Origin of the sequence: Klebsiella sp. K47 (genome assembly GCF_051858335.1) — a bacterium.
GTDB classification, from domain to species: domain Bacteria; phylum Pseudomonadota; class Gammaproteobacteria; order Enterobacterales; family Enterobacteriaceae; genus Klebsiella; species Klebsiella pneumoniae.
Window position 1 is genome coordinate 148,408 of the sequence record NZ_JBPYUI010000006.1, and the last position, 13,805, is coordinate 162,212.

A 13,805-nucleotide genomic window follows, 5' to 3' on the forward strand; every position below is an offset into this window, starting at 1 on the left:
CGTGAGACTGATCACATAAAATGACAAGAATGCCGCCGGGCGCCGGCAGTGGAGCGGAAGGAGGAGCAGATGAGCAGGTGCCGCCGGGGGATAAGCCGCCGACGGCGAGAGGATCAGCGTTCGGTTTCCGCGAGCTGACGTTCGTACACTTTGAAGAAGGGGCGATAGAGCATCCAGGCGTTAAACATCGCGAACAGGCTCATGCACAAATTTTTCCAGCTGCCGTTCGCCGACCATGCCGCCCCCAGCGGGGAAGGCATCGACCATGGCAGCATCGCCACCGCGCGGTCGAGGATACCCAGCTGAGTTAAATACCATGCGATACAGGCATTTATCAGCGGAACAAAGAGAAACGGCAGTAAAAAAACCGGGTTCATGATCACCGGAAAACCAAACAGTATTGGCTCGTTGATTTTAAACAGCGACGGCAGCAGGCCAATCTTGGCCACGCTTTTCAGCTGCCGCGAGCGGCTGCGCATCGCCATCAGCACCAGCGGCAAAGTGGAGCCAATACCGCCGATCAGCAGGTAAAAATCCCAGAACCCCTGCAGATAAATATGCGGCAGCGTTGGCGAACCCGCCGCCAGCGCCTGCTGATTTTCAAACAGATAGGTCATCCAGAAGGGGTTCATGATCCCGGTGATGATCAGCGCGCCGTGGATACCGATAAACCAGAGTAAGTTACAGATAAATAAAGAGATAAGTACCGCCATCAGCGTGTCGGACGCCAGCACCAGCGGCCGCACCGCTTCGCTGATCAACTCCGGTACGATGCGTCCGGTGGTCTGCAGCAGTATGGCATTCATCACGCTTATCGACAGCATCACCACCAGCAGCGGGATCAGCAGTTGAAAGCCATTGCGGGTCATCAGCGGCACTTCATCAGGCAAGCGAATGCACCAGCCTTTTTTGTAGAAAAAACGAATTATCTCAATGGAATAGGTGCTGGATATCAGGGCGGTAAATATCCCCATACCGCCGAGATAAACATTGCTCACCGCAGTCTCGCGAAAGCCGATAAACAGCAGAAAAGCCAGACACCCGGTTAAACCGCAGAGCCGTTCCGGCAGACGGTACTGCTTGGCGAGACTGGCGCTGGCGCCGAAGGCGACAATCAGCGCCACCAGGCCAATAGTTAGCTGAAAGGTCGGCAGCAGGATAGGCCGCAGCAGCAAATAGACCTGGCCGAAACGCGAGGCGCCGTCGATGGAAACGGGCGGAAACAAAATGGGAACTAACAGGCTGCCAACGATCACAAAGGGCATAGCCAGCGCAAAGCTATCGCGCATCGCCGTAATGTGGTTGTTGCGCGTCAGAACGTTCGCCAGCGGCGCCAGCCGCTGCTCGATGATGTCCACGGCCACATTCATTAACTGAATGTTCATACTCCTACCTTTGCGAATGGTTGTCTCGCCGGGATGATCGCCCACAACACCGGAAAGTGAAAGCCTGCCATAGGTGATCATGGTCACAATTAATAAATCCACAAACGGAAAGCGCTTTCCGTAATGCATCCATTTTGACTATAGTCCGCTCATCCAACCTCATCAGGAGCGGTAATTATGAAAAAAATTATGTTGTGTTGTTCGGCAGGCATGTCCACCAGCCTGCTGATGAAAAAAATGATTGCGGAAGCCGAACAGCGGGGCCTGCCGGTAGAGATCAACGCCTATGGCGTAGCGGAGTTCGCCGAACAGGTTGGCCATTATCAGGTGGTGCTGCTGGGGCCGCAGGTGAAATACATGCAGCAGGACCTGCAAAAACAGGCGGATAAATACGGTATCCGCGTCGAACCCATCAATATGATGGACTACGGCATGCAAAAAGGCGCCGCGGTCCTTGATTTCGCCCTTTCCCTTATCGAAAACAAGAACTAAGGAAAGATCATGAGCTCTCTGTACGCTAAACTGATCGACGTGATCGAACGGCAGATCACGCCGCTGGCCGGCGCGATCGGCCAGCAAAAATATGTCACCTCGATCCGCGATGGCTTTATCACTGCCCTGCCCTTTATGATCGTCGGCTCGTTCCTGCTGGTGTTTATCTTCCCGCCGTTTTCTCCGGATACGACGTGGGGGTTTGCCCGCGCCTGGCTGCAATTTTCGCTCGATCATCGCGATGCGCTGATGCTGCCGTTCAACTTCAGCATGGGGGTGATGACCCTGTTTATCGCCGTCGGGATCGCCGCCAGCCTCGCCAAACACCATCATCTGGACTCGCTGACCGCCGGGATGTTGTCGCTGATGTCGTTTCTGCTGGTAGCCGCGCCGCTGAAAGATGGCCAGATCTCTACTGCCTACTTCTCCGGTCAGGGGATCTTTACCGCCATTCTGGTGGCCATCTATTCCACCGAGCTGTACGCCTTCCTCAAACGGCATAACATCACCATTCGCCTGCCGCCGGAAGTGCCTGCCGGGGTGGCGCGCTCGTTTGAAATCCTGATCCCGGTGCTGGCGATCATTCTGACGCTGCATCCGCTGAACCTGTTTATCGAAGCCCAGCTGGGGATGATCATTCCGGAAGCGATCATGTCGCTGGTGAAGCCGCTGGTCGCGGCTTCCGATACGCTGCCGGCGATCCTGCTGTCGGTGCTGGTCTGTCAGGTGCTGTGGTTCGCCGGGATCCACGGCGCGCTGATCGTCACCGGGATCATGAACCCGTTCTGGATGGCCAACCTGTCGGTCAATCAGGCGGCCATGGCCGCTGGCACCGCTATCCCGCACATCTATGTCCAGGGCTTCTGGGATCACTATCTGCTGATCGGCGGCGTCGGCTCCACCCTGCCGCTGGCGCTGATGCTGCTGCGCAGCAAGGCCGTGCATCTGCGGACGATCGGCCGGATGGGGGTCGTGCCGGGCGTATTTAACATCAACGAACCGATTCTGTTTGGCGCGCCGATCATCATGAACCCGCTGTTTTTCCTGCCGTTCGTGCTGGTGCCGATGGTCAACGCGACCCTGGCGTACTTCGCGCTGAAGCTGGACCTGGTCAGCCGCGTAGTGTCGATGACGCCGTGGACAACGCCGGCGCCTATCGGCGCCTCGTGGGCGGCGAACTGGAGCTTTAGCCCGGTGATCCTGTGCCTCATTTGTATGGCCACCGCCATGGTGATGTACCTGCCATTTCTCAAAGCTTACGAAAAACAGCTGCTGGCCCAGGAACGTGAAAACGCCGTCGGCCAGGCTGACAACGCGGCGCAAACCGCTTAACGCTAACGATTCAGAGGATAATCATGGAATTAGAAGAACAGGTGATGGGGATCATCATCAATGCCGGCCAGTCACGTAGCCTGTGCTACGAAGCGCTGCACGCCGCTAAAGCGGGTGATTTCGCCACCGCCGACGCCAAAATGCAGGAAGCGGCGCACTATTCCCGCGAAGCTCACCTTGTACAGACCCAGCTTATCGAAGCTGACGAAGGCGAGGGAAAAACCAAAATGACGCTGGTAATGGTCCATGCTCAGGATCACCTGATGACATCCATTCTGGCGAAAGAGCTGATTGCCGAACTGATTGCGATTTACCGCGCGCAGCCGCTTCACGCCTAGCGCCTTGCCCGGCCAGACGCGCTGGCCGGGCCTGATTCCCCGAGGTCACTATGTTACATCTTGGAATAGATATTGGCGGCACCAAAATGGAAGCCGTACTGCTGGACCCGGCGGGCGAATGCGTCCAGCGCCTGCGCCGGCCGACCCACAAAGAGAGCTATGACGCCTTTATGCGTCAGCTGCTGACCCTGATTGCCGATATTCGCGCGGTCAGCCCGCAGCCGTTCACCCTGGGGATCGGCCTGCCCGGGGCTATCGATCCGCAAAGCGGACGCATTAAAAACTGCAACTGCCTGGTGCTCAACGGTCACGATCTGCGCCGGGATATCATGCAGCAGCTTGGCCAGCCGGTGTGGATGGCAAACGATGCCGACTGCTTCACTCTTTCGGAGGCGGTGGATGGCGCCGGCGCCGGAGCTACCACCGTCTTCGGGGTGATTATCGGTACCGGCTGCGGCGGCGGGATCGCCGTTCATCAACAGCTGCTCAGCGGCCCCAACGCTATCGCCGGGGAGTGGGGGCATAATCCGCTGCCGGGCTATACTCCTGAGCGCGATGGCCCGCCGCAGCCCTGCTACTGCGGCAAAACGAACTGCATCGAAAGCTTTCTCTCCGGTACCGGCTTCGCCCGCCGCTATGGGGAACAAGCCCGTGCGGAAGCCATTGTCGCCGCGGCGCAAAACGGCGATCCGCGCGCGCTGGCCCACTGGCGACACTTTATCGATGCCTTTTCCCGTAGCCTGGCGTCGGTGATCAATATTCTCGACCCGCAGGTGATTGTGCTGGGCGGCGGTCTGTCCAACGTCAGCCAGATCTATCGCGATCTGCCTGCCGCCATCGTGCCGTGGATCTTCTCCGACACCTGCCGCACGCAGATCAAACCGGCCCGTTTCGGCGACGCCAGCGGCGTGCGCGGCGCGGCCTGGCTGCCCCGGCTTCCCGGCGCCGCGCAAGGGCCGCGGTAGACACTTTTTTCAGCAGGTATGTTAAGCTAGGCGAAAATGTTCAGACAGAAAAAGCCATGCCAACGATTGATGATGTTTCAAGATTAGCGAATGTCTCAAGAGCGACGGTATCCCGCGTGCTGACCGGCACCCGGGGCGTGCGCGAAGAGAGCCGGGAAGCTGTGCTGCGGGCCGTTGAAGAACTCAACTATCGCCCGAGCTTTGCCGCGCAAAACCTCGCCAGTCAGACATCCAGCCACGTTGGTCTGGTGATTTCCGCGCAGGACGAAAGCCACGGCGCACGTCTGCTGCCGCTGCTCTCTCAGGCGCTGAAAGGGCTGAATAAAAGCCTGCTGGTCCAGTACGTCAGCGACCCGGTAGAGCAGGCGGCGGTAATCGACGATCTGCAGCGCCAGTGCGTGGCGGTGGTGGTGCTGGGCGCCGTTGCCGCCGACGCGCCGCGCAACGTTATCGCCTTTGACCGCTTCGGCGTCGCCGGGAGCAACAGCCAGGGCTATGACTTCGCCTTTGCCACCGAAAGCGCCTGCCGCTATGTGATTGGCAAGGGACACCGCAACATCGCCCTGCTGGTGGACAGCGATAGCGACGATGCCAGCCGTCAGATGCTGGAAGGCTACCGCAACGTCCTGCAGAACTACTCCATTCCTTTTAACCGCCAGCTGGTGCTGACGGCCAACGATGACGTCGAGCAGGCGCTGCTGACCTTAATTAACAGCTTCAGTAAATACTCAGTCATTATCGTTAAACGCGACCGCTACGCGGCTGAGGCGATGCGTCTGCTGCGCGAATTCACCATCGCCGTCCCGCAGGAGGTCTCCCTGCTGAGCCTTGAGGATTCCCCGCTCGCCTCGCTGCTCTACCCGCCGCTGACCTGCATCTCCTGGCCACTGGAGGCGCTGCTGGATAACTGTATTCAGCGTATTCGCAGCCTGATTGACGACCGGCCAACCTTCACCGCCGAGGGCCGCTCGCTGGCTGGCCGCCTGATCCCGCGCCAGTCGGTCGCCGATATCTCTTGATCTTCGCCCGGTTGGCGCCGGGCCAGACTTACCTCCCCTTTTCGCGCTTTCGTTTCCGGGCTCATTATTACCCACGCATGCAAATAAGAATTATTTTCATTTATAAATAGCTTGTGCTATATAACATAGCAATGGCTATAAACGCTGGGAAATTAACCACACCATTGCGAGGGATCCTATGCTACACCTGACACCGCTGAAATCATTGCTGCTGGCCAGCGCGCTGGCTCTGCTGGCCGCGACGCCGGCCTCGGCGCAGGAGAAATTCAGGGTTATCACCACCTTCACGGTTATCGCCGATATGGCGCAGAACGTGGCCGGCGACGCCGCCGACGTGAGCTCCATTACTAAACCGGGCGCGGAGATCCATGATTACCAGCCCACGCCCGGCGATATCAAACGCGCGCAGGGGGCGCAGCTGATCCTCAGCAATGGGCTTAATCTCGAACGGTGGTTTGCCCGTTTTTATCAGCACTTAAAAGGCGTTCCGGAGGTGGTGGTCAGCGAGGGGATCCAGCCGATGGGCATCAGCGCGGGCCCCTATAGCGGGAAGCCCAATCCCCATGCCTGGATGTCGGCAGATAACGCCCTGATCTATGTCGATAACATTCGCGATGCGCTGGTGAAGTACGATCCGCCTCACGCCGACACCTATCGCCGTAACGCCGAGGCCTACAAAGAGAAGATCCGTCAGACGATGGCGCCGCTGCAGGCCAGACTGGCGCAGCTGCCGGCGGATAAGCGCTGGCTGGTCACCAGCGAGGGAGCCTTCTCCTATCTGGCCCGCGACTATGGCCTGCGCGAACTGTATCTGTGGCCGATCAATGCCGATCAGCAGGGCACCCCGCAACAGGTGCGCAAGGTTATCGACACCATGAAGAAAGAACGCATCCCGACCATCTTCAGCGAAAGCACCATCTCCGATAAACCGGCGCGTCAGGTGGCGCGGGAAGCCGGGGCCCACTACGGCGGCGTGCTGTATGTCGATTCGCTGAGCGCCGCCGACGGCCCGGTGCCGACCTGGCTCGACCTGCTGCGCGTCACCACCGAAACCATCGTCAACGGTATCCAGGACGGGATGAGGAAGCAGCCATGAATACAGCGCAATCGGGACTGTATGTCGACCAGCTCACCGTCACCTGGCGCAACGGCCACACTGCCCTGCGCAACGCCTCGTTCAGCGTGCCGCGCGGCTCCATTGCCGCGCTGGTGGGGGTTAACGGCTCGGGTAAATCCACGCTGTTTAAAGCGCTGATGGGCTTTGTCCGCGTTGGTCACGGCGAGATCGCCATACTCGGCCAGCCGGTCAACCGCGCGCTGCGCCAGAACCTGGTCGCCTATGTCCCGCAGTCGGAAGAGGTGGACTGGTCCTTCCCGGTGCTGGTGGAGGATGTGGTGATGATGGGCCGCTACGGCCATATGGGCTGGCTGCGGCGGGCAAAGCCGCGCGATCGCGAAATTGTCGATGCCGCGCTGGCCCGCGTGGGCATGAGCGAGTACCGCCATCGGCAGATTGGCGAGCTCTCCGGCGGGCAGAAAAAGCGCGTCTTTCTTGCCCGCGCCATCGCTCAGCAGGGTCAGGTGATCCTGCTGGATGAGCCTTTCACCGGCGTCGATGTGCAGACCGAAGCGCGGATCATCAGCCTGCTGCGCGAGCTCCGCGATGAGGGCTGTACCATGCTGGTCTCCACCCACAACCTCGGGTCAGTGAGTGAATTTTGTGATTATACGGTGATGGTGAAAGGCACCGTGCTGGCCAGCGGCCCGACAGAAACCACCTTCACCGCCGAGAATCTGGAGCGGGCTTTCAGTGGCGTGCTGCGCCACGTCGCGCTCACCGGCGGGGAAGCGCAGGTTATCACCGATGACGAGCGGCCGTTTATCAGCCGGCGCGCGGCGGGAGGCCCACGATGAGCGGGCTGCTGGAGCCGTTTGGCTATTACTATATGCTCAATGCGATGTGGGTGTCGGCGCTGGTGGGCGGCGTCTGTGCGTTTCTCTCCTGCTACCTGATGCTCAAAGGCTGGTCGCTGATTGGCGACGCCCTCTCCCACTCGATTGTACCCGGCGTCGCCGGGGCCTATATGCTCGGCCTGCCCTTCGCGCTCGGCGCGTTTCTCTCCGGCGGCCTGGCGGCGGGCAGCATGCTGTTTTTGCAACAGCGCTCGCGGCTAAAAGAGGATGCCATTATCGGGCTGATCTTCTCCTCCTTCTTCGGGATCGGGCTGTTTATGGTGTCGCTGAATCCGACGTCGGTGAATATCCAGACCATCATCCTCGGCAATATTCTGGCCATCGCCCCGGAGGATATTATCCAGCTGGCAGCGATCGGCTTTATCTCAATGGCGATTCTGCTGCTGAAGTGGAAAGACCTGATGGTGACCTTCTTTGATGAACACCACGCCCGCTCGATTGGCCTGAACACCCGCGGCCTGAAGCTGCTGTTCTTTACCCTGCTGGCCGCCTGCACCGTGGCGGCGCTGCAGACCGTCGGCGCCTTTCTGGTCATCTGCCTGGTTGTGACTCCCGGGGCCACCGCGTGGCTGTTAACCGATCGCTTCCCGCGCCTGCTGGCCATCGCCGTGGCTATCGGCAGCCTGACCAGTTTCTTCGGCGCCTGGCTCAGCTACTATCTCGACGGCGCCACCGGCGGCATTATCGTGGTCGCGCAAACGCTGCTGTTCCTCATCACCTTTATCTTCGCGCCGAAGCACGGCCTGCTGGCCAGCCGCCGCCGCGCCAGGGAGGCCGCATGCTGAACCTGTTCCTGGCCCCGTTCCAGTTTCCTTTTATAGTCAATGCGATAGCGATATCGATCGTCGTCGCCATTCCCTGCGCGCTGCTGTCGGTGTTTCTGGTGCTCAAAGGCTGGGCGCTGATGGGCGACGCCATGAGCCACGCGGTCTTTCCGGGCGTGGTGCTGGCCTACATTATCGGCATCCCCTTCGCCATCGGCGCGTTTATCGCCGGTCTGCTGTGCGCCGTGACGACCGGTTTTCTCGACGATAACAGCCGACTCAAGCGCGATACCATCATGGGGATTGTCTTCTCCGGCATGTTTGGCGCCGGACTGGTGCTGTACGTAGCGATCCAGTCCGATGTTCATCTCGACCATATCCTGTTCGGCGATATGCTGGGAATATCCCTCAGCGATATTGGGCAAACGACGGCGATCGCACTGGTGATTGCGTTGATTATCGGTCTCAAATGGCGGGATTTTTTGCTGCACGCCTTCGATCCAACGCAGGCTAAAGCCAGCGGCCTGCGCGGCGGATTGCTGCACTACGGCCTGCTGTGCATGATCGCCCTGACCATCGTCGCGACGCTGCAGTCGGTGGGGATTATTCTGTCGATTTCGCTGCTGATTGCCCCCGGGGCGATCGCGCTTCTGCTGGTGAGACGCTTTATCCACGCCCTGCTGCTGGCGGTAGCGGTGGCCATCGGCTGCTCGGCGGGAGGGGTGTGGCTGGCGTTTTATCTCGACAGCGCGCCAGCGCCGACTATCGTGGTGCTGTTTACCGCGCTGTTTGTAGTCGCCTTTGTCGCAAGCACGATCCGCGATAGTCAGAAACAGAAAACTTCAGCAATTATCCCCGGTGGCGGCTAACGCCTTGCCGGGGCTACAAGAGCACGACTTGTCGCCCGGCTGCGCAGCGCTGACCAGGGAAAGCCGCTACTTTTTCGGTCGATATTTTTCCGGCAGCGGCGGCACCGGGCGCCTGTCGTCCAGCAGATGGCGAACAGTGAGGATCGGGTGGCGCCAGAGCATCCGCGGCCCGGCCCAGCGCATAATCTGCTTCATCTCCTCGCGCTTCGCCGGCTGGTAGCAATGCACCGGACACTGCTTGCAGGCCGGTTTGTTCTCGCCAAACACGCACTTATCAAGGCGCTTGTCAGCGTAGGCGTTCAGCGCCTGATAGTGCGCATCATCGGCCTGCGCCTCGGGACAGCGCCGCTGGTAGAGGGCAATCATCCGCTGAATCGTCATTTTTTCCCGTTCGATACGCTTCCCCATCTCCCCGCCTTTCGTCTTTTTTAAGATGCATTTATCATACACCTTAATATCCATACCCGACCAGACTCACTGCTTCAGATGCTGAATCAACTGTAGGGCTGCCCCGGACAGAACCCCGAAATGGCTGTAGGCATAGAAATCCCGGATAAAAACGCTGCCCTCGAGCTCAAACGGGCGCAGCAGGCCAAGCGCTTCTTCGTGTCGGTAAACCGGGGCCGGCATCGACGTTAACAGATCGCTCTCGCACAGAAAGGCCTTAATGGCCGAGGATGAGGCGCACTCAATAACCGGTTGCGGACAGGGCAACTGCCGGGCGCGAAAGATATCCGCCAGGATGTTCATTGGCGTACTAGACGGCGGCGGCATGATCCACGGATAGTCCAGCATCGCCTCCAGGGTGACGTCCGCCGCCTGATGCAGCGGGTGGTGCTGCCTGGCGACGATGCAGATCCGGTCCTGCCAGTTAATTTTGCCCCGCACCACGATTTTCTCATCATGCGGTAAGGGACCGCAGAGGGCAATATCGATGTCGTGCATCAGCAACAGCTTATACAGCTCGGAGTCAATGCGGTCGACGATCCGCAGATGGATCTGGGGATGGTGCTGATGGAAAGCCGCCAGCTTATCGATGAAATGGCTGGTCAGCAGACTGGAAACGCAGCCAATCCGCAGAATGCCTTTCCCGGCGCCGCGGATGAGCTCAATTTCCTCGCGCGCCTTTTGTTCGGTATTCAGCATCGTCAGCGCGTAGGGTAAAAAGGCGCTGCCATATTCGCTCAACGCCATGCCGTGCTTATGTCGTTCGAATAAGGATGCGCTCAGGTCCGCTTCCAGGCTCAATAGCAGTCGGCTCAGTCCCGACTGGGTGATCCCCATTTTCTCTGCGGCCAGGGTCATATTGCCTTCGCGGGCGACGGTAATAAATGCCTGAATCTGCTTAAATTTCATTGGCATGATATTTACTCATTGAATAAACGGTTTTTGCATTTCCCCTGCGCCCTTTTTTAGCGAATAAATATCGCTATCAATACGCTCAAAAATCACCGGAACGCATACTTCAAAAGGATTTATTTATCTCACCACCCACGGCAAAACACATTTCTGAACCGAAGATAATTTATAATGAGAATATATCACCATGACACAGAACAATATTCTATTAATTTCAGGCGCTATATTACCGGTCATCATTACCGTCATCATCGGCTATATTAGCGGTAAACGAAAAGACTTTAACTGGCAGCAGGCGGGAGACATCAATAAAATTGTGATGCTCTACGCATTGCCGCTAAGTATTTTCAGCAATATGGTGATGACGCCGCGACACATCGTCATGACCATGGGCCCGGTCGCCGTGGCTATCATCCTGGCGCTGATTCTCAGCTTCGTCATTCCCTTACTGGTCGCCCGCTATCTGTTTCGACGCAACCTCGCCCTCAGTACGCTGCAGGCGCTGGCCATCGGCTCGCCGGCAGTCCCGTTTATCGGCACCTCAGTGCTGGCCTTTTTATTTGGCACCGTCAGCGCGTCGCTGATCACCGTGTCCAGCATCACGCAAAACGTCTTCCAGCTGCCGCTGGTGATGATACTGATGTCGGTCGCCACTGGCGATAAGAGCCAGCATATTTCCTTTGGCGCACGGGTGGTTAACGCCATTAAACAACCCGTGGTCTGGTCGCCGGTAATCGCCCTGATCATCGTGCTGGCGGATATCCATATTCCGCAGACTATCTCGATGTCGCTGGGTCTGCTGGGCAAAGCCTCTGGCGGGCTGGCGCTGTTTGCCGCCGGGATCGTGCTCTATACGCGCAGCATTGTTATCACCACCGCTACCATTATCACCGTTATCGCCCGCAATATTCTGGTCCCCGGCGCCTGCTATCTCATTTTATTAAAAATGGGCTTCAGCATGGAGCAAATAAAGGAAGTCGTATTGACGATGGCTATCCCGGTAGGCTCCATCGCGATAATTATTGCTATGCAGTATAAAACCGGCGAGCAGGAAATGGCCTCGACGATGGCGCTGAGTATTATTGCCTCCATCATTACGATGGGCGGATTTATTTTCTTAACCTTTTAATTACCGCGATTACACCGCGTGAATACGGAGAGAATATGGCCTCTATCACATTATCGGCTGCTGAACTGTTACTGCATCGGCTACAGGCGCTGGACGTGGCGTATATTTTTATCAACTCGGGCACCGATTATCCTCCAGTCATTGAAGCCTGGGCAAAGGCCCGGGCGACCGGGCAAAAGGTACCGGAGTTAGTGATCTGCCCGCATGAAAACGCCGCCATCGGCATGGCCCATGGCTATTACCTCGGCACCGGCAAGGTGCAGGCGGTGATGGTTCACACCAACGTCGGGCTAGCCAACGCCGCCTGCGGCGTCATCAATCTGGCGAACAGCAATATTCCGGTGCTGATTTTTGGCGGCCGCACGCCGATAAGCGAACATTCCCACTTCGGCTGCCGTAATACGCCGATTGGCTACGGCCAGGAGATGCGCGACCAGGCGGCGCTGATCCGTGAATCCGTGAAGTGGGATTTTGAACTGCGGCTGGCCGATCAGATCGGCGAGCATGTTGACCGGGCCTGGGCGATCGCCAGCTCCCTGCCGAAAGGGCCGGTCTACCTGAGCTTACCGCGTGAGCCACTGTGCGAAACCTTTGCCGTCGATGAGGCCGCGCTGCAGGCTGGCCCTTCGCAGCAGCCGGTCCGCTATGCGCCAGTCCGGGAAGATATCGCCCGTGCAGCCGAGGCAATCGCCTGCGCCAGACACCCGGTCATCTTCGCCCAGCGCGGCGCCCGAACGGCGGAAGGCTTTGCGCGCCTCGATAGTCTGGTGCGCGAATGGGCGATCCCTCTGGTGGAATACTGGGGCACCGAGGTTACTCTGAGCGCCGATAATCCCCTGCTCGCCGGGGCTGATCCCAGCGTCTGGCTCGCTGACGCCGATGTGATTCTGGTGGTCGACTCGCAGGCACCATGGATGATCGCCGAGGGCGACTGTCGCCAGGACTGCACCGTGATCCAGATGGGCCCCGATCCGCTCTTCTCCCGCTACCCGGTGCGCGGCTATCGCGCGGACATCAACCTGGCGGGCGAGACCGATGAAGTCTTCAGCCTGCTGGAAGAGGCGCTGCGCCCGCTGCAGGCCGCCCGCCAGCAGCATGTGGCGGAGCGGGCGGCATATACGCAGAACCGCATCCAGCAACAGAAAAACCAGCGCGACGCGCTTCTCCATGCCAGCCAGACCGGGGCCATTACCAAACCCTGGCTCAGCTACTGCCTCGGCCATCTGGCTAATCAACACCGCGGCCGGATCGTTTCTGAACTGACCACGCTGCCGCAGTTTGCCGGACTGACCCATGCCGAGAGCTATTACCAGGAAGCGCTGGCCGGCGGCCTGGGCGAAGCCCTGCCCATCGCGCTGGGGCTGCAGCTTGCGCGCCGGGAAGAGCTGATTATTGCCGCCGTCGGCGACGGGTCGTACCTGTTCGCCAACCCTGCGGTCTGCCACCATATTGCGGAGGTAATGAAGCTTCCTGTCCTCGTCGTGGTCGGAAATAACGGCGGATGGGGCGCCGTCGCGGGCGGCACCAAAGCGCTCTACCCGGACGGCTACGCGGCCCGCGCGGAAACCATTCCGGCCACCGCCTTTACCACCTCGCCGGATTTCGCCGCGATCGCCGCCTCCAGCCGCGCGGCGGCCCTGTCGGTTTCCCGGGCCGAAGATCTCCCCGGCGTGCTGGAAGAAGCGGTATCCCTCATACGCACCCGCCGACAAAGCGTGCTGGTTGACGTGCAGTTAGCCCGCTAACGGTTTATCCTCCGGGCGCTTGTCGTCCGGAGGGGGTTGTCACCCCTTCTGGTCACCTTTATCCACATGGCCCAGCGGCTTCTCCGGGAAGCAGACATCGCGCACCCGGCGTTTCAGCTCGGCCGCATCCGGAAAACCGCCATCCTGCTTGCGCTCCCAGATCTGCTGACCGTCGACATCGATCTTGAAGATCCCGCCGGTCCCCGGCACCAGCGTCACCGAGGCGATGTCGGTGCTGAAGGTATGTAACAGCTCCTGCGCCATCCAGCTGGCGCGCAGCATCCAGTTGCACTGGGAACAGTAGGTGATGGTGATGGCCGCTTTTGAGTTCATCGTCGTCTCGCTAAGTCTGAAAGGGCAAATTGTAAACAAAGTGCAGTTTAAATGAAGAACACATGATTATTTTGTTGCAAACGATAATACCTATCATTACC

15 protein-coding genes are annotated in these 13,805 nt (G+C 59.0%); 11 read left to right on the forward strand and 4 right to left on the reverse strand.

Annotated features, from left to right (window positions below; all coding sequences use genetic code 11):
• Positions 1-113 precede the first annotated feature (113 nt).
• Entirely contained in the window at positions 114-1,385 is a 1,272-nt protein-coding gene (locus RRF55_RS07890) for a PTS sugar transporter subunit IIC (RefSeq protein WP_130953132.1), read from the reverse strand.
• Between the two features lie 177 nt (positions 1,386-1,562).
• Between RRF55_RS07890 and RRF55_RS07895 the strand changes: the two genes are divergently transcribed.
• From RRF55_RS07895 to RRF55_RS07935, 9 genes are all read left to right on the forward strand, one after another.
• Positions 1,563-1,877, forward strand: a complete 315-nt coding sequence (locus RRF55_RS07895) for a PTS sugar transporter subunit IIB (RefSeq protein ID WP_002914979.1) — start codon at positions 1,563-1,565, stop codon at positions 1,875-1,877.
• Between the two features lie 9 nt (positions 1,878-1,886).
• Entirely contained in the window at positions 1,887-3,209 is a 1,323-nt protein-coding gene (locus RRF55_RS07900; protein ID WP_004145789.1) for a PTS cellobiose transporter subunit IIC, read from the forward strand.
• A 23-nt stretch (positions 3,210-3,232) separates the two neighbouring features.
• A complete protein-coding gene (locus RRF55_RS07905; RefSeq protein ID WP_002914983.1) occupies positions 3,233-3,547 on the forward strand; it encodes a PTS lactose/cellobiose transporter subunit IIA in 315 nt (104 codons plus the stop codon).
• Positions 3,548-3,597: 50 nt separating this feature from the next.
• Complete coding sequence (locus RRF55_RS07910; RefSeq protein ID WP_023285492.1) at positions 3,598-4,512, forward strand: ROK family protein; 915 nt, start codon at positions 3,598-3,600, stop codon at positions 4,510-4,512.
• 56 nt (positions 4,513-4,568) lie between these two features.
• Positions 4,569-5,531 (forward strand): LacI family DNA-binding transcriptional regulator, encoded by a 963-nt coding sequence (locus tag RRF55_RS07915; RefSeq protein WP_002915031.1) that lies wholly within the window; start codon positions 4,569-4,571, stop codon positions 5,529-5,531.
• Between the two features lie 178 nt (positions 5,532-5,709).
• The gene (locus tag RRF55_RS07920) at positions 5,710-6,627 is read left to right on the forward strand and encodes a metal ABC transporter substrate-binding protein (RefSeq protein WP_004174672.1); all 918 of its coding nucleotides are present in this window, start codon (positions 5,710-5,712) and stop codon (positions 6,625-6,627) included.
• Entirely contained in the window at positions 6,624-7,445 is an 822-nt protein-coding gene (locus RRF55_RS07925; protein WP_064153084.1) for a manganese/iron ABC transporter ATP-binding protein, read from the forward strand. Before RRF55_RS07920 ends, RRF55_RS07925 begins: the two co-directional genes overlap by 4 nt.
• Positions 7,442-8,290, forward strand: a complete 849-nt coding sequence (gene sitC, locus RRF55_RS07930) for an iron/manganese ABC transporter permease subunit SitC (RefSeq protein WP_064153083.1) — start codon at positions 7,442-7,444, stop codon at positions 8,288-8,290. Before RRF55_RS07925 ends, sitC begins: the two co-directional genes overlap by 4 nt.
• Complete coding sequence (locus RRF55_RS07935) at positions 8,284-9,138, forward strand: metal ABC transporter permease (RefSeq protein WP_064153082.1); 855 nt, start codon at positions 8,284-8,286, stop codon at positions 9,136-9,138. The genes sitC and RRF55_RS07935 overlap by 7 nt, the downstream gene beginning before the upstream one ends.
• 66 nt (positions 9,139-9,204) lie before the next feature.
• Here RRF55_RS07935 and RRF55_RS07940 read toward each other — a convergent pair whose 3' ends face one another.
• Both RRF55_RS07940 and RRF55_RS07945 read right to left on the reverse strand, forming a co-directional pair.
• Positions 9,205-9,546: a nitrous oxide-stimulated promoter family protein gene (locus RRF55_RS07940; protein WP_074185251.1), complete on the reverse strand. Its 342-nt coding sequence runs from the start codon at positions 9,544-9,546 to the stop codon at positions 9,205-9,207.
• 66 nt (positions 9,547-9,612) lie between these two features.
• Positions 9,613-10,500, reverse strand: a complete 888-nt coding sequence (locus RRF55_RS07945) for a LysR family transcriptional regulator (protein WP_004181063.1) — start codon at positions 10,498-10,500, stop codon at positions 9,613-9,615.
• Positions 10,501-10,684: 184 nt separating this feature from the next.
• Here RRF55_RS07945 and RRF55_RS07950 point away from each other — a divergent pair, with 184 nt between their 5' ends.
• Complete coding sequence (locus RRF55_RS07950; protein WP_064114828.1) at positions 10,685-11,626, forward strand: AEC family transporter; 942 nt, start codon at positions 10,685-10,687, stop codon at positions 11,624-11,626.
• A 35-nt stretch (positions 11,627-11,661) separates the two neighbouring features.
• Complete coding sequence (locus RRF55_RS07955) at positions 11,662-13,371, forward strand: thiamine pyrophosphate-requiring protein (RefSeq protein WP_004181065.1); 1,710 nt, start codon at positions 11,662-11,664, stop codon at positions 13,369-13,371.
• Between the two features lie 39 nt (positions 13,372-13,410).
• On the opposite strand, the gene RRF55_RS07960 is transcribed toward RRF55_RS07955, so the two are convergent.
• Positions 13,411-13,704, reverse strand: a complete 294-nt coding sequence (locus tag RRF55_RS07960; protein ID WP_032415447.1) for a SelT/SelW/SelH family protein — start codon at positions 13,702-13,704, stop codon at positions 13,411-13,413.
• Between the last annotated feature and the right edge of the window lie 101 nt (positions 13,705-13,805).

Bases quoted from the DNA above. Each gene is read 5' to 3' on its own strand.
- RRF55_RS07890 (WP_130953132.1), bottom strand. From the start codon at position 1,385: ATGAACATTCAGTTAATGAATGTGGCCGTGGACATCATCGAGCAGCGG.
- RRF55_RS07895 (WP_002914979.1), top strand. From the start codon at position 1,563: ATGAAAAAAATTATGTTGTGTTGTTCGGCAGGCATGTCCACCAGCCTG.
- RRF55_RS07900 (WP_004145789.1), top strand. From the start codon at position 1,887: ATGAGCTCTCTGTACGCTAAACTGATCGACGTGATCGAACGGCAGATC.
- RRF55_RS07905 (WP_002914983.1), top strand. From the start codon at position 3,233: ATGGAATTAGAAGAACAGGTGATGGGGATCATCATCAATGCCGGCCAG.
- RRF55_RS07910 (WP_023285492.1), top strand. From the start codon at position 3,598: ATGTTACATCTTGGAATAGATATTGGCGGCACCAAAATGGAAGCCGTA.
- RRF55_RS07915 (WP_002915031.1), top strand. From the start codon at position 4,569: ATGCCAACGATTGATGATGTTTCAAGATTAGCGAATGTCTCAAGAGCG.
- RRF55_RS07920 (WP_004174672.1), top strand. From the start codon at position 5,710: ATGCTACACCTGACACCGCTGAAATCATTGCTGCTGGCCAGCGCGCTG.
- RRF55_RS07925 (WP_064153084.1), top strand. From the start codon at position 6,624: ATGAATACAGCGCAATCGGGACTGTATGTCGACCAGCTCACCGTCACC.
- sitC (WP_064153083.1), top strand. From the start codon at position 7,442: ATGAGCGGGCTGCTGGAGCCGTTTGGCTATTACTATATGCTCAATGCG.
- RRF55_RS07935 (WP_064153082.1), top strand. From the start codon at position 8,284: ATGCTGAACCTGTTCCTGGCCCCGTTCCAGTTTCCTTTTATAGTCAAT.
- RRF55_RS07940 (WP_074185251.1), bottom strand. From the start codon at position 9,546: ATGGGGAAGCGTATCGAACGGGAAAAAATGACGATTCAGCGGATGATT.
- RRF55_RS07945 (WP_004181063.1), bottom strand. From the start codon at position 10,500: ATGCCAATGAAATTTAAGCAGATTCAGGCATTTATTACCGTCGCCCGC.
- RRF55_RS07950 (WP_064114828.1), top strand. From the start codon at position 10,685: ATGACACAGAACAATATTCTATTAATTTCAGGCGCTATATTACCGGTC.
- RRF55_RS07955 (WP_004181065.1), top strand. From the start codon at position 11,662: ATGGCCTCTATCACATTATCGGCTGCTGAACTGTTACTGCATCGGCTA.
- RRF55_RS07960 (WP_032415447.1), bottom strand. From the start codon at position 13,704: ATGAACTCAAAAGCGGCCATCACCATCACCTACTGTTCCCAGTGCAAC.